At 71.9% G+C, this 18,861-nt stretch carries 15 protein-coding genes and 2 pseudogenes; 11 read left to right on the plus strand and 6 right to left on the minus strand.

What is annotated here, in order from left to right:
* Positions 1-97 precede the first annotated feature (97 nt).
* The 4 genes and pseudogenes from AC07DI_RS34220 to AC07DI_RS34235 all read right to left on the minus strand — a co-directional run.
* Positions 98-1,072: pseudogene (locus tag AC07DI_RS34220) on the minus strand (tyrosine-type recombinase/integrase); the annotation flags it as partial.
* Positions 1,073-2,128 (minus strand): annotated as a pseudogene (locus AC07DI_RS34225) (replication initiator); the annotation flags it as partial. It lies immediately after the preceding pseudogene.
* 150 nt (positions 2,129-2,278) lie between these two features.
* The gene (locus tag AC07DI_RS34230) at positions 2,279-2,662 is read right to left on the minus strand and encodes a hypothetical protein (RefSeq protein ID WP_478908533.1); all 384 of its coding nucleotides are present in this window, start codon (positions 2,660-2,662) and stop codon (positions 2,279-2,281) included.
* 134 nt (positions 2,663-2,796) lie between these two features.
* Positions 2,797-3,999, minus strand: coding sequence for a helix-turn-helix domain-containing protein (locus AC07DI_RS34235; protein ID WP_478908534.1), 1,203 nt, complete (start codon positions 3,997-3,999; stop codon positions 2,797-2,799).
* Between the two features lie 144 nt (positions 4,000-4,143).
* Between AC07DI_RS34235 and AC07DI_RS34240 the strand changes: the two genes are divergently transcribed.
* The 3 genes from AC07DI_RS34240 to AC07DI_RS34250 all read left to right on the plus strand — a co-directional run bounded on the left by AC07DI_RS34240 (position 4,144) and on the right by AC07DI_RS34250 (position 5,475).
* Entirely contained in the window at positions 4,144-4,455 is a 312-nt protein-coding gene (locus AC07DI_RS34240; protein WP_478908535.1) for a hypothetical protein, read from the plus strand.
* Positions 4,448-4,735: a DUF7848 domain-containing protein gene (locus AC07DI_RS34245; protein WP_478908536.1), complete on the plus strand. Its 288-nt coding sequence runs from the start codon at positions 4,448-4,450 to the stop codon at positions 4,733-4,735. The genes AC07DI_RS34240 and AC07DI_RS34245 overlap by 8 nt, the downstream gene beginning before the upstream one ends.
* 485 nt (positions 4,736-5,220) lie before the next feature.
* Positions 5,221-5,475 (plus strand): hypothetical protein, encoded by a 255-nt coding sequence (locus tag AC07DI_RS34250; protein ID WP_478908538.1) that lies wholly within the window; start codon positions 5,221-5,223, stop codon positions 5,473-5,475.
* A 255-nt stretch (positions 5,476-5,730) separates the two neighbouring features.
* On the opposite strand, the gene AC07DI_RS34255 is transcribed toward AC07DI_RS34250, so the two are convergent.
* Positions 5,731-6,183, minus strand: coding sequence for a hypothetical protein (locus tag AC07DI_RS34255; protein WP_384262616.1), 453 nt, complete (start codon positions 6,181-6,183; stop codon positions 5,731-5,733).
* Between the two features lies 1 nt (position 6,184).
* Positions 6,185-6,544: a hypothetical protein gene (locus tag AC07DI_RS34260; RefSeq protein WP_384262618.1), complete on the minus strand. Its 360-nt coding sequence runs from the start codon at positions 6,542-6,544 to the stop codon at positions 6,185-6,187.
* Between the two features lie 235 nt (positions 6,545-6,779).
* Between AC07DI_RS34260 and AC07DI_RS34265 the strand changes: the two genes are divergently transcribed.
* The 8 genes from AC07DI_RS34265 to cobA all read left to right on the plus strand — a co-directional run bounded on the left by AC07DI_RS34265 (position 6,780) and on the right by cobA (position 18,778).
* Complete coding sequence (locus AC07DI_RS34265; protein WP_478908541.1) at positions 6,780-7,427, plus strand: HAD family hydrolase; 648 nt, start codon at positions 6,780-6,782, stop codon at positions 7,425-7,427.
* Between the two features lie 408 nt (positions 7,428-7,835).
* The gene (locus AC07DI_RS34270; protein ID WP_384262623.1) at positions 7,836-8,894 is read left to right on the plus strand and encodes a methionine ABC transporter ATP-binding protein; all 1,059 of its coding nucleotides are present in this window, start codon (positions 7,836-7,838) and stop codon (positions 8,892-8,894) included.
* Positions 8,891-9,637, plus strand: coding sequence for a methionine ABC transporter permease (locus AC07DI_RS34275; protein ID WP_384262625.1), 747 nt, complete (start codon positions 8,891-8,893; stop codon positions 9,635-9,637). Before AC07DI_RS34270 ends, AC07DI_RS34275 begins: the two co-directional genes overlap by 4 nt.
* Before the next feature lie 102 nt (positions 9,638-9,739).
* A complete protein-coding gene (locus AC07DI_RS34280; protein WP_478908543.1) occupies positions 9,740-10,579 on the plus strand; it encodes a MetQ/NlpA family ABC transporter substrate-binding protein in 840 nt (279 codons plus the stop codon).
* A gap of 180 nt (positions 10,580-10,759) precedes the next feature.
* Complete coding sequence (locus AC07DI_RS34285; RefSeq protein ID WP_384262659.1) at positions 10,760-11,443, plus strand: GNAT family N-acetyltransferase; 684 nt, start codon at positions 10,760-10,762, stop codon at positions 11,441-11,443.
* A 174-nt stretch (positions 11,444-11,617) separates the two neighbouring features.
* On the plus strand, positions 11,618-12,829 hold the full coding sequence (gene cbiE / locus AC07DI_RS34290) for a precorrin-6y C5,15-methyltransferase (decarboxylating) subunit CbiE (protein ID WP_478908544.1): 1,212 nt from the start codon (positions 11,618-11,620) through the stop codon (positions 12,827-12,829).
* A gap of 355 nt (positions 12,830-13,184) precedes the next feature.
* Positions 13,185-17,384: a nicotinate-nucleotide--dimethylbenzimidazole phosphoribosyltransferase gene (gene cobT, locus AC07DI_RS34295; protein ID WP_478908546.1), complete on the plus strand. Its 4,200-nt coding sequence runs from the start codon at positions 13,185-13,187 to the stop codon at positions 17,382-17,384.
* A gap of 161 nt (positions 17,385-17,545) precedes the next feature.
* Positions 17,546-18,778 carry a uroporphyrinogen-III C-methyltransferase gene (cobA, locus tag AC07DI_RS34300; protein ID WP_478908548.1) on the plus strand — a complete coding sequence of 411 codons (1,233 nt, stop codon included), beginning with the start codon at positions 17,546-17,548 and terminating at the stop codon, positions 18,776-18,778.
* The last annotated feature ends 83 nt before the right edge of the window (positions 18,779-18,861 follow it).

The following is an 18,861-nucleotide window of genomic DNA, read 5'->3' on the forward strand; positions in this document are numbered from 1 at the left end:
GAGCTTCATGCAACGGGGCTTCGGGCCGGGTTGACGGCAGTAGTTGACGGCAACGGCGGCGGACACCCAGGTGTCCGCCGCCGTTGCCGTACGTATGTCAGGGGTGGTCGAGGGCGCGTCCGAGGGAGTCGATGGCGTCTCGCTGGAGGCGGAGTCGGACGTGGGCGTAGATGGTGGCGGTGACGCCGATGTGGGCGTGGCCGAGTAGTTCCTTGATCACCACGAGTTCGACGCCTTGCTCCAGGAGCAGGGTGGCGGTGGAGTGGCGGAGGTCGTGGAAGCGGATGCGGCGAAAGCCGGCCCTGCGGAGGATCGTGATGAAGGTGCGGGTGAGGTTGGTCGGGTCGATCGCTCTGCCCTGCACTGTGGTGAACACGTGCGCGTCGTGCTGCCACGTGGTGCCCGCGGCCTCACGCTCGCGCTCCTGCTGCTCGCGGTGGAGCTTCAGCGACTGGACGCAGCGGGTAGGGAGAGCGATGCGGCGCTCGGAAGCGCGCGTTTTGGTGGGTAGCGTGGTGAGCCCGCCGGTGCTGGTGCGCTGGAGTGTGTGGCGGATGGCGGCGGTGCCCGCGTCGAGGTCGAGGTCCTCCCAGTGCAGGCCGAGGAGTTCGCCCTTTCGGAGTCCGGTGTGGAGGGCGAGTTCGAACAGTGCGTGCAGCCGGTGTCCGCGCGTGGTCGAGAGGAACTGGCGGGCTTCGTCGGCGGTGAGTGGTTCGAAGCGCCGGGGTCGTGGGGTACCGGTGCGGACGTTGCGGGCGACGTTGCGCGGGATCTCCTCCTCACGCACGGCGTGCTCCAGGGCGGACTTGAGCACGGAGTGTACGTAGGCAAGGGTCAGGGGCGAGAGCTGCTTGGAGCAGCACTTTCCGGCGGCGCAGCAGCGGGGGTGTTCACGGGCGGCGTCGAGGGCGCGGGTGCAGCACTGGCAGGTGGTGCGGGGCTGGTTGAGCCAGGTGCGGACGTCTTTGGCGGTGAGCTTGGCGAGCTTCTTCCGTCCGATGCCGGGGATCAGGTAGAGCCGGGTGACGGCGGTGTAGCGGGTGTGGGTGTTCTCGCGGAGCTGGTGGACGGCGGTGCCGCCGCAGGCGGTGCACGGGAGCGGGGTTCCGTGGGGCAGGAGGGTGGCGCCGCGTCCCTGGCAGCGGCGGCAGTACAGGGCGCGGTCGAGGGCGCCGGAGGCGTCGGCGGACTTGGTGGCGTACTTGGCCACGTAGGCGGCCACGGCCTGGTCGGTGAATTCGGCGTCGGTGCCGAAGGCCGTGATCTCGGATACGTCGAGCTGTTCGCCCCAGCCAAGTTCGCGTCTCTGGACCGCATCCGAGGCGACCGTGACACGGACCCGCGCTGCGGCGGCGCGTACGGCCCTAGTGAGGACGGCGACGGTGGCGTACGACGGCGGGGGCGTGGTGTTGCCGTCCGGGCCGTCGAGCCGGATGACGGCGTGGAAGTGGACCAGGCCGCGCTGCTGGTACTTGGCGACCTTCGCGAAGGACACCCGCAGGACCGCGTGGGCGGCCTTCTGGGTCATGCCGAGCCCGGCGGCGATCTCGCGGCGCAGGTAGGTGGTGAAGCGGGCCCACAGCGCGGAGGCGTGGGCGTTGAACAGGACCGCGCCCGCGTAGTCGTACGTCGCGGGGTTCAGCGGCGTCCCGATCAGAGCGTCGTCAGGTTCGTGGAGCTTGCGGCAGCGGCACGGCCGGATGTCACCGCCGGGGGTGGTGAGGCGGTTGTGAACGGGGCCGAAGGACGGCGGAGTGAGAGTGACGAAGACCCGGGGGTGGGTGCGGACGGTGTCGGGAACGGTCTTGCCGCCGGAGAGGCCCGCGCGGATGAGGTGGTAGGTGTCGGCGGCGTAGAGGCGGGAGCAGGCCGGGCAGCGGGAGGAGCGGCGGTTGCCGCACGCGGTGAGCAGGCTGCCCGTGGGCTCGTCGGAGGAGGCGTAGGTACGCAGCACCTCGCCGGTCGTGGTGTCGACGGTGGTAGTGCGGCCGGTCAGGCGGACGGGTTCGGTGTAGCCGCCGAGGTGTTCGATCTGCTGCTGTGCGCGGTCGAAGTCGGGGTGGTTGACGAGGTGGAGCAGGTCCCGTACGGCGGGGCTTGCCACGTGGCGCAGGTCCAGGGTGACCATTCGGGGCGTGTCCCTTCTGTTCGGGTGGGTGGCCCCGAGCAGCAACCAGCCGGATCTGTGGGCGTGTTGGTGCTGCTCGGGGCATGACGAACCGGGCCCAGGGGCGGGCGTGGGTTCAGCGAGGGGTGTGCGGCCGGTGAGGGCCGGGGCTCAGAGCTGAGCGAGTGCGGCGGTGGCCACCGGCAGGGCGACGCCCATGCGCGTGCCCAGGTGGGCGGCGCTGATCGGAGTTCCGTGCTCGGCGCGGTGGGTGTCCGCGATGCGCCGGGCCGCGTCCAGCAGGGCGATAGGCAGGGCCGGGTCGGAGGCTGACCGGGCCGTTGTGGCGACGGTGGGGGCCGGGGCGGGGTGCGGTGCTTCGGCTGGGGAGGCGACGACGACCGGGATGGTCGTCACAGGTGTCGATTCGGGGGCGGGTGCTTCGTCGAGCACCGGCTCGGAGACGGGGGCGGCGGCCTCCAGGTGAAGGGTGGGGCGGGTGAGGGTGTGGAACTGGGCCCCCCGGGGGCCGCCAAGGCCGAGCGCATGCGTCACGAAGTGAGCCTTGGCGGCCCCCGGAGAACCCTGGTACGGCGAAGCTGCCCGACCGACGAGGGACCCCCTCCCACTCAGGCCCGGAATCTGCCGGAGGCTGACTCTGGCCGGCGGACGGCCAACTGTGAGGGCGCTCAGGACGCCAGCAATTCGGCGACTTCGGGCACGTCGCGATAGGCCCGCAGCCGATCGAGCACGATCCTCGTGCGTTCCGCCGTGCGTTCGCTGCCGCTTTGCCCGAGGGCGAGCATCCGACCCGCTGTTCCCGCTGCGGCCTCGGGTTCGTTGGCGTCGGCATAGGCCACCGCCAGCCAGGAAAGGTACAGCGCCAACTCCCGGGCGTGGCTGGCGTCGTAGCGTCCGAGCACGTCCGTCAGCAGCGGCACGGCACGCAGCGGGCGCCGCAGCTCGGTGTAGACACGAGCCTCCATGACCTGCAATTCCCCGGCGTCCATCCAGTACAGGTACGACGGCGATTCGGTGCCGGCCGAGTCCTCGGACAGAGCCTCGGCCGCTTCCCCGAGGGCGGTCATCGCCGGGCGGTCCTGCCCGGCACGGGTATGCGCCCAGGCCACCCGGTCCAGGTATAGCGCGCGAGCCTTCGCCGGGGCGTCCGGACCCGCGTCCTTGAGCGCGGCGCGGGCCAGTCCCACTGCGTCCGTCGTCCGGCCGGTGTTACTCCACTGATAGGCCAGCGAGCCCGCCACGTTCCCGGACAGTACGCCGTCCCCGGCGGCCTGCGCGGCGCTCATGCCGAGCCGGTAGATGCGCTCCGCCTCGGCATGCTCCCCTGCATCAGAGGCAACCCACCCGGCGATCTGCGCCAACTCACCGATAGCCCGCAGAAGTTCGCGCCCCACTTCTTCGGTGTGTGTGCCCTCCCGGTAGAGCTTCACCGCCGCTTGCAGCTCGCGCAGCGCGGGCCCGATCAGGTCTTTGCCGTAGACCACATCGTCAGCCAGCCGCAGGCCGTGGACCCGCTGGGCCAGGTCGACCACCTGCCCGGCCCCGATCCGGCGGCCCGTACGAGCACCCAGCGGGGCCAGCGGGTCCCCCTCGGGCAGGAAGTCGGCCACCGACCGCACACGCGGCGCGGACTCGACCGGCTGAACGGCCTTCGCCATCTCCAGCATCTCGCGCGGCACATCCAACACCTGCGCGAGGAAAGGCAGCCACTCACGCGGAGACCGCGTCCCGATCTCCCAACGAGACACGTCATTTCGCGTCAGCGGAACGCGCCCAGGAGCAGCCTCAGCCAAAGCCTCGGCGAGCCGCCGCTGACTCCAACCACGCGCCACGCGCAGCCGCCTGACCAGTTCTCCGACCGTCTCCCGCACCCCACCAGCTTGGCAGCAAGGCAGACACGCTGGCTCCTCCGCAAGGTCCACGCCAGCGGGACGCTGATCAGCAACCCCGGATCGAGTCGAGGAGAGGGCAACAAGATGGCTGAGCACGCGACACCGTGGCCAGAGCGTCGCGCTATGCAGGGGCCGCGCCTGCTGCCGTGGGCCACCGCCGAGGGGAAACCCTGCTACCTCAGCACCGACGGCCGCGGCTACCTCGCCGCCCTCGCCGACAACATCGAGTCAGTACAACTCGGCATGGGTGCGGAGCTGCTGGAGTACGCCCGAGGCACCACGGCCCCCGGCGCGAAGATCCTTTCGGCCACCGAATACCGCTGGCTGGCCTGCCGGTTGACCGAAGCCCTCTCCGACGCACTCCGGGTCGCCGACTCACGCGGGCAACGCCTCCCGGGCCCGGAGGAGGAAGAGGAAGCGGGCGAAGATGTCTGACTCCACGAACACCGACGCACCGGCCCGCAATCCTGCCCGTGGCCGCTTCCGATTCCGCGAGTACCACGTGATCACCGTCCCCGACACCTTGGCCCTGCCGACCTTCACGGCGGAGTGCGTCACCGGCGAAGACCACAACTGCGGAGCCACCTCCGGCCCCCTGCATACCCCGGACGAACTGACCCGCTGGATCGCCGGACACTGCGCCGCCACCGGCCACGAGCTGTACGAACAGACCACCCGCACCCTCCTTCGCGCTGAGCCCGGAGCATGGCAGTAAAGCCCCCTGCGCCAGCACCGCGTGGCCAGTACCGTCTGACGGCAGTAGCGACGGCAACACCCACGGATTTACCCCGCACAACCACGGACACCAGCGGACCCCGAAACCGTCGCTGATCTGCGAAAACGCAGATAGAGAGGGGCCGCGTAGCACACGTACTATGTGCTGGCGGGGCAGACGCCGGTTCTGGTTCGCAATTCCAACTGCCCGCTGACTGACGGGTTCAAGGCGGGTGTCAGCCCGGACGAGATCGCCGATATTAACCGCGGTTTCGGTGGGGAGACGTTGTTGAGTGGTTCACCAGCAACCCTGTCGATGACACTTCGGAGATCAGTGGAAGCGGGACCGCTCGTGACGCCGTTCTGTTGCATCAACTGCTCAACGGTAGCCTGAGCAGTTCGCTTGTTTCCGGTAGGCAAAGGTCGGCTGCATGACGTCAGTGACATCTCGGCAGCCTTGAGAGGCTATTGATGGGAGCAAAAGTGATGGATATCGAGCAGCTCATGGACAAGTTGGGCCGCTCTGGCGTCACTGTCATCCTAAAGATGGATGATGAGAGGTTGGCGGAAGGTGCGGCGCCTTGGACGTTGGTAATGTCGAGGTCGGGGCTAGGTGAGCAGGGATTTATCCGTGCCGAATCTTCCAGCCTCAATGAATGCCTGGAGCAAGGGTTCGTACGGCTGCGTGCCAGGCCCGGCAACTGGGAATGGCTGACTGAAATCCAGTGGTCATCGAAATGAGGCCCTCCCGAGAATTTCGGGAGGGCCTCATGCCGTTTGACGGCAACGTCAGCGGACGACGACTGTGTTGGGTGGGGCATCGGGGGCGTCGGTCGGGCTGAGGGTGTGGATGGCCTGGCGTTGGGCGCGGAGTGTTCCTGGTGGATCTTCAGGGAGTTGACGCATTCGTCCCGTTGCCGTTGCCGTTGGCGCGGACGCCGCGGAAGGGCGGGGCGGGGGCGCGAGGCGCTGCCCGGGGCGAACCTGCCCGCCCCGCTACTGCGTGCCCCGCCGCGCCCTCCTCAGCCAGAAGATCGCCGTAACCGGCAGGATCACCGGAATGAAGAGATAGCCCATCCCGAAGTCCGACCACACCGTGGCGTCCGGGAAGGCGGACGGGTCCGCCAGGGTCCAGGTGCCGACCGCGAGTACGCCCACCAGTTCGGCGGCGCAGCACACCAGCGCCGCCGAGCGGGCCGCGGATCCGCCGCGTACCAGTGAGTACGTGATGAAGCCGTAGACGAGACCGGCGAGCGCGGACAGTGTGTACGCGAGCGGGGCCTTGTCGAAGTCCGTGGAGATCTGCACGGCCGAACGCGAGACGGCGGCGACGACCATCACGCCGTACAGCCACACCAGCAGGATGCCGGGGCCCGTGATCAGCTTCTGGCGCGCGGGGGATTCGCCCCGGGCGGCCTCGTCGTTCCTGCCGGGATCGGTCACCGTCACCTCAGCCTCCCCAGATGTCGTAGAGCCGCACTTCGAGCACGGCGAGGACCACGCCGCCCGCGGCGACCGTCGTCGAGCCCCACCGGCTGCGTTCGGCGAGGGACATGAAACCCGTCGCGGGCACGCAGGCGAAGGCGCCGATCAGATAGGACACGAAGATCGTCGTGCCCTGGTCCGCCTTCTCGCCGCGTGCGAGCTGGACGATGCCGACGATCAGCTGGACGGTGGCAAGCAGGGTCACCACGGCCATGCCGATGAAGTGCCAGTCCTTGGTCGGCTGGTCGCGGTACGCGGCGAAACCGCACCAGGCGGCGAGGGCGAGCGCGGCCACGGAGACCGCGATCGTCAGGGCATCAACCATGCCCGTGACTTTATTACGGGTCCTTCGTCCCGCCGCGCGCGGCCCCAGGGCCCTTCTGACGGATCTCCGTGGCGTCGCGACGCCCGGCACGCACCCTCACCACACGGCGCTCCTTCTCCCGCGGAGATCCGTCAGAAGGGCCCTTTCGGCCCCCGAGGGGAGGGTCGCCCGGTCCGCGTCCGCCGCCGATGGCCCCGGTGCGCGGCTCCCGGAGCGGCCCGTACCCTCGGTCACCATGAAGATCCAGGCTGACGCGCTCCTGTTCGACAACGACGGCACCCTCGTCTCCTCCCTGGAGTCGGTGTACCGCTGCTGGTCGCGGTGGGCGCGGGAGTACGGGATCACCGCCGAGGAGTTCGCCCGGGTCGAACTGCACGGCCGCCCCGCCGCCGAGATCGCCGCCGACCTGCTGCCCCCGGAGAAGGTCGCCGAGGCCGTCGCCCGCATCGAGGAGCTGGAGGTCTCCGACGTGGCGGGCGGTGTCGTCCTGCTGCCCGGCACCCGCGAGCTTCTGGAGTCCCTGCCGATGGACCGCTGGGCCGTGGTGACTTCCGCGACACGCGTCCTCGCCGAGGCCCGCCTCGCCGAGGTCGGCATCCGCCCCGGCCTCGTCGTCGCCGCCGACGACATCACCCGCGGCAAGCCCGACCCCGAGCCCTTCCTGCTCGCGGCCGCCAAGCTCGGCGCAGACCCGGCGCGCTGCGTCGTCTTCGAGGACGCGCCCGCGGGCCTCCAGGCGGGCCGGGCCGCGGGCATGACCACCGTGGCGTTGACCACAACCCACCAGGCGTCGGAACTCTCCGCCCATGTGGTCGTCACGGACCTCTCCGCCGTGTCCGCGCAGGCCACGGCGGGTGGCGTGGAGATCGAGCTCGCCGGCTGACGAGCGAAACCCCGACGTCCGGCGCCGTCCCACCGCTGTCCGCTATACGGACAGCAGTGGTGGACGGCGCCCGCGCACATGTTTTACTTGGGCCCATGACCACGACGAGCAACCGCACCCTTGCGACCGAGGCGATCACGACGCCCGGTGCTCGTTGTATGTGTCGAATGTGCGCCTTCTGAGGGCCCCCGCACCACCCTGAGCCTCGCGCCCCGAAGCGAAGCCGCTGTGCCGCGCCCCGCACGACGTACGCGATGCGATCCGTACCGACGCAGGAAGCGAGCCCGCCCCGCGCACACGTCCTCCGGTTCCACCGCCACACCACCGCGAGAACCGTGCCGCGTTCCGAACGAATGCCCCGTGCCCGGCGACACCCGCGCCGCGCACTCGACAGTGACGGAATCCCCTGTGATCACCACTTCCGGCCTCACCAAGGTCTACCGCTCACGCGGTCGTGAAGTAACCGCCCTCGACGGAGTCGACCTGCACGTCCGCGAGGGCGAGGTGTACGGCGTCATCGGCCAGTCCGGCGCCGGCAAGTCCTCCCTGATCCGCTGCGTCAACCTCCTGGAGCGCCCCACCTCCGGCACCGTGACCGTGGCCGGGCAGGACCTCACCGCCCTCGCGGGACGCGGCCCGCGCGCGGGCCGGGAACTGCGCCGGGCCCGCAGCCGCATCGGCATGGTCTTCCAGCACTTCAACCTGTTGTCCTCGCGCACCGTGCAGGACAACGTCGAACTGCCCCTGGAGATCCTCGGCCTCAGCGGCAACGAGCGCTCCCGCAAGGCCCTCGAACTGCTCGACCTCGTCGGCCTCGCCGACAAGGCCAGGGCCTACCCGGCTCAGCTCTCCGGCGGCCAGAAGCAGCGCGTCGGCATCGCCCGCGCCCTGGCCGGCGACCCCAAGGTGCTGCTCTCCGACGAGGCCACCAGCGCCCTCGACCCCGAGACCACCCGCTCCATCCTGAAGCTCCTGCGCGACCTCAACCGGCAGCTCGGCCTGACCGTCCTGCTCATCACGCACGAGATGGACGTCGTCAAGAGCGTCTGCGACTCCGCCGCCCTGATGGAGCGCGGACAGATCATCGAGTCCGGCACCGTCACCGAGCTGCTCGCGACGCCCGGCTCGGAGCTCGCCGCCGCGCTCTTCCCGGTCAGCGGCGAGGCCACCGGCGAGGACCGCACCGTCGTCGACGTGACCTTCCACGGCGAGGCCGCGACCCAGCCGGTCATCTCCCAGCTGTCGCGCACGTACAACATCGACATCTCGATCCTCGGCGCCGCGATGGACACCGTCGCGGGCAAGCAGGTCGGCCGCATGCGCATCGAGCTGCCCGGCCGCTTCGAGGAGAACGTCGTCCCCATCGGCTTCCTGCGTGAGCAGGGGCTGCAGGTCGACATCGCGGGCGAAGACGCCGCACCCACGCCGAAGGACGCGACGCTGCTGGTCAAGGAAGGTGCCAAGTGACCTGGTCGGAGATGCAGCCCCTGCTGGAGCAGGCCTGTTGGGACACCCTCTACATGGTGGGCTGGTCGACGCTGATAGCCGTCGTCGCCGGGCTGCCGCTCGGCGTCCTGCTCGTGCTCACCGAGCGCGGCGGACTCCTGCAGAACGCCTTCCTGAACAAGGTCATCGGGCAGATCGTGAACATCGCGCGCTCGATGCCCTTCATCATCCTGATGGTCGCCCTGATGGGCTTCACGCGCTGGATCACCGGCACCACGATCGGCCGCGAGGCCGCCCTCGTGCCGCTGGCCGTCGGTGCCATCCCGTTCTTCGCGCGCCTGGTGGAGACCTCGATCCGCGAGGTCGACGGCGGACTCGTCGAGGCCGTGCAGTCGATGGGCGGCTCCACCTGGACCGTCGTACGCAAGGTCCTCGTCCCGGAGTCGCTGCCCTCGCTGATCTCGGGTGCCACCACCACGATCGTCGCGCTGATCGGCTACTCCGCGATGGCCGGCACGGTCGGCGGCGGCGGCCTGGGCGACCTCGCCCTGCGCTACGGCTACCAGCGCTTCGAGACCGAGCTGATGTGGATCACCGTGGCGATCCTCGCCGTGGTCATCTCGGTCATCCAGTTCGCCGGTGACTACGCGGCCCGCCGCCTGCACAAGCGCGGCGGCGGCTCCGCCCCGCTGCTGCTCTTCCGGCCGCTGCGCGGCGTGCTGCCCGGCACCGCCGCCGCGGAGTCGGTCGGCAAGACCGGCTGACCGGCACCGGCCGGTCCCCGGCGGGACCGCGGCGTCCCGCCCGCAGACTTCCCCGCGTACCACCCCGCGGGGCTGCACCACCCATGGAGAAAGGCACTTTTCGTGCGTAACACCGCCAAGATCACCACCGCCGTCCTCGCCGCCGGCGCCCTCACCCTCGGGCTCTCCGCCTGCGGCTCCGACAAGGGCTCCGCGGGCGACAAGAACGGCCCGCTCATCGTCGCCGCGACCCCGACGCCGCAGGGCGAGATCCTGGACTACGTCCAGAAGCACCTCGCCAAGAAGGCCGGACTCGACCTCCAGGTGAAGGAATTCACCGACTACATCACGCCGAACACCGCCCTCCAGCAGGGCGAGGTCTTCGCCAACTACTTCCAGCACAAGCCGTACCTGGACGACTTCAACAAGAAGCGGGGCACCGACATCGTGCCCGTCCCCGGGGCCACGGTTCACCTGGAGCCGCTCGGCGTGTACTCCAAGAGCGTCAAGAAGCTCGGTGAGCTGAAGGACGGCGCCACCATCGCCATCCCGAACGACACCACGAACGAGGCCCGCGCGCTCAAGCTCCTCGCGGACAACGGCGTCATCGAGCTCAAGAAGGGCGTCGGCTACGAGGCCACCCCCAAGGACGTCTCGAAGAACCCGAAGAACTTCAAGTTCAAGGAGCTCGAGGCCCCCGCGGTGCCCCGCACCCTGGACGACGTCGACGCCGCGGTGATCAACGGCAACTACGCCCTGGAGGCCAAGCCCGCGCTCAGCCCCGCCAAGGACGCCATCGTCGCCGAGCCCGCCAAGGGCAACCCGTACGGAAACTTCCTCGCCGTGAAGAAGGGCGACGAGAAGGACCCGCGCGTGCAGAAGCTCGCCAAGCTGCTCACCTCGCCCGAGGTCAAGAAGTTCATCGACGAGAAGTACGACGGCGCCGTCGTCGCCGCGTTCTGAGCACGCGTACGTCCGTCCGGCCCGTCGAGGCAGGCTGAACTGCCTCTCGCACGCGGGACATCCAACGGGGTTCTCTCCCTCATCGGGAGAGGACCCCGTGGTGCGTCTGCGCCCGTACATGCTGCATGCTGGGCACTTCAGAAGACCGAAAGGTGAAGGTCCTTCAGGTCTATGAAGGTTATGGAGCGGCGCATGACTACAGCCTCCTCGGGCACATCGGGCACGTCGGGGTTCCCCGACATCTCCATCAGCACGGAGCGGTTGATGCTGCGCCCTCTCGAAGAGGCGGACGTCCCCGCGTACGCGGAGATGATGAACGACGAGAACGTCACGGCCTGGACCTCCGTGCCGCAGCCCTACACCGAGGCGGACGCCCGCGACTGGATCACCCGCCTGGCCCCCGCCGAGCGCTCGCAGGGCCGCGGCATCGTCCTCGCCGTCACCGAGTTCCTCACCCAGCGCCTCGTCGGCATCATCCGACTCAGCGACACCGACTGGCGGGTGCGCTCCACCGAGCTCAACTACGTCGTCGCGCCCTGGGCCCGCGGCGAGGGCTACGCCTCGGAGGCGGCGCTCGCCACCGCCCAATGGCTGTTCCACGACCAGAAGTTCGAACGCATCGAGCTGCGCACCGCTGCCGACAACACCGCCGCCCAGCAGGTGGCGCAGAAGATCGGCTCCATCAGCGAGGGCGTGCTGCGCGGCGCCTGGATAGCGCGCACGAGAAACGGCGGCGACCCGTTCGGCGGCTGGCTGGACGTGCGCACCGACCTCATCGTGTGGAGCCTGCTCCCCGAGGACCTCGAAGGCGTCTCCGAGAGCCTGGCCGACAGCGGGTTCTCGGCCTACTCCGACTGGAACTGACTCCGCACCCCGACGGCGGCCGGCCCCGCGCCGCCCTCCGGCGGCACCCGGCCCCGGCACCCGGCCACTTCGGGTGCCAGCGGGTACGCTCGCCCTGGCCGCGTGCACGGCTGCTCCCGCACAGCCACCGCCCCCGCACTGACGACCCGCGAGAACCACAGGAGACAGACGACGATGGCCGACCGGGTCACGGTGATCGGCTGGGACGGTACGCCGCTGACCGCCGCGGCGCGCTCCGCGCTCAGCGCCGCGACGCTCGTGGCGGGCGCCGCCCACCACCTCGCACTCGACGAGGTCCCCGCCCGCGCCGAACGGATCCGCCTCGGCAGCGTGGGCCTCGCCGCCCGCCGCATCGCCGCCCACCGCGGCACCGCCGTCGTCCTCGCCGACGGCGACCCGGGCTTCTTCGGCGTCGTACGCACCCTGCGCGCCCCCGAATTCGGCCTGGAGGTCGAAGTGGTGCCCGCCGTCTCCTCCGTCGCCCAGGCCTTCGCCCGCGCGGGCATGCCCTGGGACGACGCCGAGGTCGTGGTCGCCCACCAGCGCACTCTGCGCCGCGCCGTGAACGTCTGCCGCGCCCACCCCAAGGTCGCCGTCCTCACCTCCCCGGGCGCGGGCCCCGCCGAACTCGGCCTGCTGCTCCAGGACGTCCACCGCACCTTCGTGATCTGCGAGGAACTCGGCACCGAGCGCGAGCAGGTCTCCGTCGTCACCTCCGACAAGGCGGCCGACCACGCCTGGCGCGACCCGAACGTCGTCATCGTCATCGGCGGCTCCGCCTCCGCCGAGACCGGCTGGATCATGGGCCGCGAGCCGGGTGCGGGACCGCGCGGCTGGGCGCTGCCCGCCGCCGAGTACGGCGGGGACATCTGGCTCGGCGAGGGGGAGACCGACCGGCTCCGCGCCGCCCAACTCGCCCGCCTCGGACCGCGTCCGGGCGATCTCGTCTGGGACATCGGCTGCGGCAGCGGCGCCTTCACCGCGGAGGCGGCCCGCTTCGGCGCCGCCGTGATCGCCGTCGACCGGGACGCCGACGCGCTCGGCCGCACCACGGCGGCCGTCCGCCGTTTCGGGGTCCAGGCACAGACCGTGCACGGCGTCGCCCCGCACGTCCTCGAAGACCTTCCCGAACCCGATGTCGTACGGGTCGGGGGCGGGGGAGCGGCGGTGGTCTCCGCGGTCGCCGACCGACGGCCGGAACGCATCGTGACGCATGCCGCGACACGCGACGCCGCCGAACTCGTCGGCCGGGACCTGAGCGAGCACGGATACGCCGTCGAATGCGCCCTCCTGCAGTCCGTGGAGCTCGATACACGCGCCTGGCGCGAAGAGAAGCGGACGGTGGTATTCCTGCTCTCCGGGCGGCTGCCCGACCGCTCCCCGTGACCCTGCCGGTGCGGAGCGCGAGGTAGGCTGGCCGATCGTTGTACTGCACCCGGGCGCCCAGAAGTTCGCGGGCCGATGTCCACAAAGCCCGCCCATTTCGATGGGGTGTGTGGTACGGCATGACCGGCGGACGCGCAACGTGGCGCAGTCCACAGCGGGCCGTGGCCGATCAAGCTGCCGCGGTGGCGGACGGACAGGGACAATGCCTGTTGTCCGGCGCGCGGTTCGTGCCGCGGGGCGCGCACGCTCGTTGAGGATGACGGGCGGTCGGTGCGCCGCTCCGGGCGATGGGGCCGCCCCGGCGAAGGCCGGGGGGCGGTCGAAGAAGCACTAACCGATGGGCGAGGGGTTACGCATGACCGACACCGGCCAGGTCCCGGGTGAGGGGCTGCCGGAGGGCGCAGGCAACGGTGCACCTTCCGGGCCCGTGCAGGGCATGGGGGCGCAGCAGCCGGGCGTTCCCGCACCGGGTGCGTACACCTTCGTCGACCCCGCCGACCCCTGTGAGAACCCCGCCGATGACGACGACCTGCTGCTGATGCCGGGCGCCCAGGGTGCCTGGAGCGAGGCGCAGGCGCAGGCCGCGGCGGCCTCGGCCCAGCAGGGCCAGGCCCCGGGCCACGGGCAGGTTTCCGGCGGTCACCTGCCGGGCCGTGCCGCGGAGGGGCGCCCGGCGGCCGGTCAGGGCGGTCCTTCCGGTCACCCCGTCCATCAGCCTGGGCCGCACGAGACCTCCGGGCGCGACAGCGGCTCGGTCGACCTGACCGGCGTCCGCCTGCCCGGCGGCGCGTCCGCACCGTCCCACCCGGGGCCCGCCCGCCGTCCGCTCCACCGCGGCCCTTCCGGCCCCGCCGTGCCCGACGGCTCGGGCAGCCCCGTGCGCTCGCTCGCCGACCGGGGGCCCGCCGACGCGGCCCCGGCGCAGCAGCACGCCGCGCCCGCGCGCCAGGCGGGACCGCCGTCTGTCGGCCCCGAGTACCTCGACATCCCGCGCGACGCCTCGGGGCTGCCCGGCCCGCAGCTCGGTGAGATCCCGCCGCGGGGAGCCGAGCCGTGGGGAGCGCCGCAGGAGCAGGAGGCGGCGGAGGCAGGGCGCGTGGATGAGGCGGCTTATGCCGCACCGGCAGAAACGGTCGTCCCAGAGGGCACAGGCGCCCCGGACGTCACAGGCGCCCCAGATGCCGCGGACGTTCCGACTGCCCCCGACGCCTCAGCCGTCGCCCGGGCACCGCAGGCACCGAAAGCACCCCAGGCACCGGATGCCGAAGTCACCGCCCACTCCGCCGAGCTGCCCGCGGAGGCACAGGAGCAGGAGTGGGAGCAGGAGCAAGCGCGGGCGCAGGCGCCGGAACACACGCCGGAGTACGCACCGGAGGCGGGCGCCCCGGCCCCGTACGCCCCCGAGGCCACCGCCTTCCCGAACGCCGCCGAGTCCGGCCAGGCCCCGGTCGAGCAGCAGCAGTTCCCGGCCGAGGACCAGCAGTTCCCGACGGGGGAGCAGCAGTTCGCGCAGGGGGAGCAGCACGTTCCGGCCGCCGAGCAGCCGGCGTTCGCCCAGGCCGTGCCCGTCGCCGCGGGGCAGCCCGCGTTCGCCGTCGCCTCCGCCCAGCCGTGGCAGACAGCGCAGCACCCGTACCCCGAGGAGATGGCGCAGCCGGGCTTCGCCCCCGACGCGGCCCAGGGCGCGCACGCCGCGCCCCCCGGCGGCCTCCACCCCCAGCAGCCCCACCCGATGGACGGCGGCCACCCCGCCGAGGCCCGGCACGCCGCGCCGGACCCGCACCAGCCGGAGCCGCACAATCCGCATGACGCGGCGCCCGCGGACGCCCCGTTCCACGGCGACCCCGCAGGAGCCCAGGGCGGCGCGCCCATCGGCCGGTTCGTGCCGGTCGACGGCTCGGTCCCGACCACGCCGCACCTGGCCCCGACACCGCCGCACCCGGTGACCGTCCCGCAGGAGGACCCGGCCGCCGAGGACGCCCCCGAGACCGCCGGTGCCCAGGCCGCTGCCGCCCCGGAGGCCGACGTGCCGCCCGCGGACCCGGCCGACGCCGCCCCCGTACACGTACCGCCCATGGAAGCGACGGAACCCGTGGCCCCCGAGGCCGCGACCGCCGACGCTCCTGCGGCCACCGAGGACGTGCCTGAGGCGGCGCAGCAGCCCCTCGTAACCGTGCCCAACCCGCGCGACGGCGCCGAGCCCACGGCGGCGCCCGCCGCCGAGCCGACTCCCGCACCGGAAACGGCGGTTCCTGTTCAGGAGAGCGGTGCGGGCCTGCCGACCGACGGCGTGGAGCCGGGCCCGACGGCGGACGAGGCGACGGCCGACGCGACGGGCGCGATGACGGCCGGCGCGACGGACCCGATGACGGATGCGGCGACGGCCGGGACGACGGCTGAGCCGATGGCCGGGGCCGGTGAGACCCCCCAGGGGCCGCCCGTCTCCGCTGTGCCCCGTATTGTCTCCTCTGCGGCGGCTCCGACCGAGTTCCCGGCCGCCCCGGAGACGGCCGACCCGGCCGACGAGTTGGACGAGGCCGACGAAGTCATCTCGTTCGAACCGATCGAAGCGAACGAAGTGACCGAAGTGGCCGAAGCACCCGAGATGGCCGAAGCGCCTGAAGCCCCCCAGCCCGCGACCGGGACGACCGGGGCCTTCGAGGCCCCCGCGCCCGTCGCCGCGCCGGAAACCCCCGTGGCGAGCGAGGCGCAGGACGCCTCCGAAGCCCCCGAACTCCTCGTGTCCCAGACCTCCGCGGGCGCGCAGTTCCTGCCGGAGCCCGAGGCGGGCACCGAACTCCCCGAGCCCGTCATGTCCCCGGGGACCGCCGCGCCGGGCTACGCCGACGCCGAGCGCGAGGCCGTGCTGCGCGTCATGCGCGAGCGCCGCGACATCCGCAACGGCTTCCGCTCCGACCCGATCCCGCACGAGGTGCTGCTCCGCGTCCTGGAGGCCGCGCACACCGCCCCGTCGGTCGGCCACTCCCAGCCCTGGGACTTCGTCGTCATCAAGTCGGCGGAAACCCGCCGCACCATGCACGAACTGGCCGCCCGTCAGCGCGACGCGTACGCCAAGTCGCTGCCCAAGGGCCGGGCGAAGCAGTTCAAGGAACTGAAGATCGAGGCCATCCTCGACACCCCGGTGAACATCGTCGTCACCGCCGACCCCACCCGCGGCGGCCGCCACACCCTCGGCCGGCACACCCAGCCGCAGATGGCCCCGTACTCCTCGGCGCTCGCTGTCGAGAACCTCTGGCTGGCCGCCCGCGCCGAGGGCCTCGGCGTCGGCTGGGTCAGCTTCTTCGACGAGCGCGAGATGGTCCGCGCCCTCGGCCTGCCCGAGCACCTCGAAGTCGTCGCCTACCTCTGTGTGGGATACGTCGACGAGTTCCCGGACGAGCCCGAGCTGATGCAGGCCGGCTGGTCCAAGCGCCGCCCGCTCTCCTGGGTCGTCCACGAGGAGACGTACGGCCGCCGCGCGCTGCCCGGTGAGGACCCGCACGACCTGCTCGCCGAGACCGTGTCCAACATCCGCCCGCTGGACGCCAAGGCGCTCGGCGAGGCGTGGGAACGCCAGAAGCGGATGACCAAGCCGCCGGGCGCCCTCGGCATGCTGGAGATCATCTCCGCGCAGCTCTCGGGCCTGTCCCGGATGTGCCCGCCGCCGATCCCGGAGCCCGCCGCCGTGGCGATCTTCGCGGGCGACCACGGCGTGCACGCCCAGGGCGTCACCGCCTGGCCCCAGGAGGTGACCGCGCAGATGGTCGCCAACTTCCTCGGCGGCGGCGCGGTCTGCAACGCCTTCGCCAACCAGGTGGGCGCCGAGGTCTGCGTCATCGACGTGGGTGTGGCCGGCGAACTCCCGGCCACGCCGGGCCTGCTGCCCCGCAAGGTGCGCGCGGGCACGGCCGACATGACGACCGGGCCCGCCCTGACCCGCGAAGAGGTCAAGGCGGCCATCGAGGTCGGCATCGAGACGGCCCGCGATCTGGTGGCCGCGGGCAACAAGGCCCTGCTCACCGGCGAGATGGGCATCGCGAACACCACCGCGTCCGCCGCCCTGATCTCCGTCTACACGGAGGTCGACCCCGCCGAGGTCACCGGCCGCGGCACGGGCATCAACGACGAGATGCACGCCCGCAAGGTCGAGGTCGTCCGCCGTGCCCTGGACCTCCACCGGCCCGACCCGGCGGACCCGGTCGGCGTCCTCGCGGCGGTCGGCGGCCTGGAGCACGCGGCCATGGTCGGCCTCCTCCTCGGCGGCGCGTCCCTGCGTACGCCGGTGATCCTGGACGGCGTCAGCGCCGGTGCCGCCGCCCTGGTCGCCCGCGCCATCGCCCCCGAGGTCCTCGCGGCCTGTATCGCGGGCCACCGCAGCGCGGAGCCCGGCCACGTCGCGGCCCTGAACAAGCTGGGCCTGCGCCCCCTGGTCGACCTGGACCTCCGCCTCGGCGAGGGCACCGGCGCGCTCCTCGCGCTGCCGATCGTCCAGAGCGCCGCCCGCGCGATGCACGAGGTGGCCACGTTCGACTCGGCAGGCGTCACCGAGAAGTAGCCGCCGAAGGGGCGAAGCCGCCGTTTTCGGCATCGGGGCGGGGCTGGGGGAGACCTCCGGCCCCGCCCCCGCCATACTGAACCCGCACGTCAAGCAGCCGCTCCAGCGCAGCAGCGGTAGCGCACGATGAAGACTCCGCCCGCACGAGGAGCCCCCAAGCCATGGCCGAAAACCCCGCCTACCCCGTAGGCCTCCGCCTCGCGGGACGCCGCGTCGTCGTCCTCGGCGGCGGACAGGTGGCCCAGCGCCGCCTCCCGGCGCTGATCAAGGCAGGCGCCGACGTCCTCCTCGTCTCGCCCTCGGCGACCCCCTCCGTGGAGGCCATGGCGGACGCGGGCGAGATCACCTGGGCCAGGCGCCGCTATGAGGACGGCGACCTCCAGGGCGCCTGGTACGCGCTGATCGCCACCAGCGACGGCGAGGCGAACACCCGCGCGTCGGCCGAGGCGGAGGCCCACCGCGTGTGGTGCGTGCGCTCCGACGACGCCGAGGCGGCCACCGCCTGGACCCCGGCCACCGGCCGCTCCGAGGGCGTCACCGTCGCGGTCCTCTCCAGCGACGTCCACGACCGCGACCCCCGCCGCACCGCCGCCATCCGCGACGCGGTCGTCGAGGGCCTGCGCGACGGCAGTCTCGTCGCGCCCCACCTGCGTACGCGCACTCCGGGCGTCGCCCTCGTCGGCGGTGGCCCCGGCGACCCCGACCTGATCACGGTCCGCGGCCGCCGGCTGCTCGCCGCCGCGGACGTCGTCATCGCCGACCGCCTCGGCCCCCGCGACCTTCTGGACGAACTCCCGGCCCACGTCGAGGTCATCGACGCGGCGAAGATCCCCTACGGCCGCTACATGGCCCAGGAAGCGATCAACAACGCCCTGATCGAGCACGCCAAGCAGGGCAAGGCCGTCGTCCGCCTCAAGGGCGGCGACCCCTACGTCTACGGCCGGGGCATGGAAGAACTCCAGGCGCTCGCCGACGCGGGCATCGCCTGCACGGTCGTCCCCGGCATCTCCAGCTCGATCTCCGTCCCCTCGGCCGCCGGCATCCCGGTCACCCACCGCGGCGTCGCCCACGAGTTCACGGTGGTCAGCGGCCACGTGGCGCCGGACGACGAGCGCTCCCTGGTCGACTGGGAGTCCCTGGCCAAGCTGCGCGGCACCCTCGTGATCCTGATGGGCGTCGACAAGATCGGCAGGATCGCCGAAGCGCTGATTGCCCACGGAAAGAGCGCGGACACGCCGCTCGCCCTGATCCAGGAGGGCACCACGGCCGCCCAGCGCCGCGTCGACGCGACGCTCGGCACGGTCACCGAGGCGGTGCGCACCCACGAGGTGAAGCCCCCGGCGGTCATCGTCATCGGCGACGTCGTCAAGGTCGGCCCCGAGCCCCTCGCGTAACGCACCCCGCACATCCCACGTAACCGGCGGTAACGGAACCCGTCCGCAGCCGTTGGCACCACACCCAGGACAAGGCAGTATCA

The sequence above is a fragment of the Streptomyces sp. NPDC044106 genome, assembly GCF_056433985.1.

Bases quoted from the DNA above. Each gene is read 5' to 3' on its own strand.
- AC07DI_RS34240 (WP_478908535.1), top strand. From the start codon at position 4,144: ATGCAGGGGCCGCGCCTGCTGCCGTGGGCCACCGCCGAGGGGAAACCC.
- AC07DI_RS34245 (WP_478908536.1), top strand. From the start codon at position 4,448: ATGTCTGACTCCACGAACACCGACGCACCGGCCCGCAATCCTGCCCGT.
- AC07DI_RS34250 (WP_478908538.1), top strand. From the start codon at position 5,221: ATGGATATCGAGCAGCTCATGGACAAGTTGGGCCGCTCTGGCGTCACT.
- AC07DI_RS34260 (WP_384262618.1), bottom strand. From the start codon at position 6,544: ATGGTTGATGCCCTGACGATCGCGGTCTCCGTGGCCGCGCTCGCCCTC.
- AC07DI_RS34265 (WP_478908541.1), top strand. From the start codon at position 6,780: ATGAAGATCCAGGCTGACGCGCTCCTGTTCGACAACGACGGCACCCTC.
- AC07DI_RS34285 (WP_384262659.1), top strand. From the start codon at position 10,760: ATGGAGCGGCGCATGACTACAGCCTCCTCGGGCACATCGGGCACGTCG.
- cbiE (WP_478908544.1), top strand. From the start codon at position 11,618: ATGGCCGACCGGGTCACGGTGATCGGCTGGGACGGTACGCCGCTGACC.
- cobT (WP_478908546.1), top strand. From the start codon at position 13,185: ATGACCGACACCGGCCAGGTCCCGGGTGAGGGGCTGCCGGAGGGCGCA.
- cobA (WP_478908548.1), top strand. From the start codon at position 17,546: ATGGCCGAAAACCCCGCCTACCCCGTAGGCCTCCGCCTCGCGGGACGC.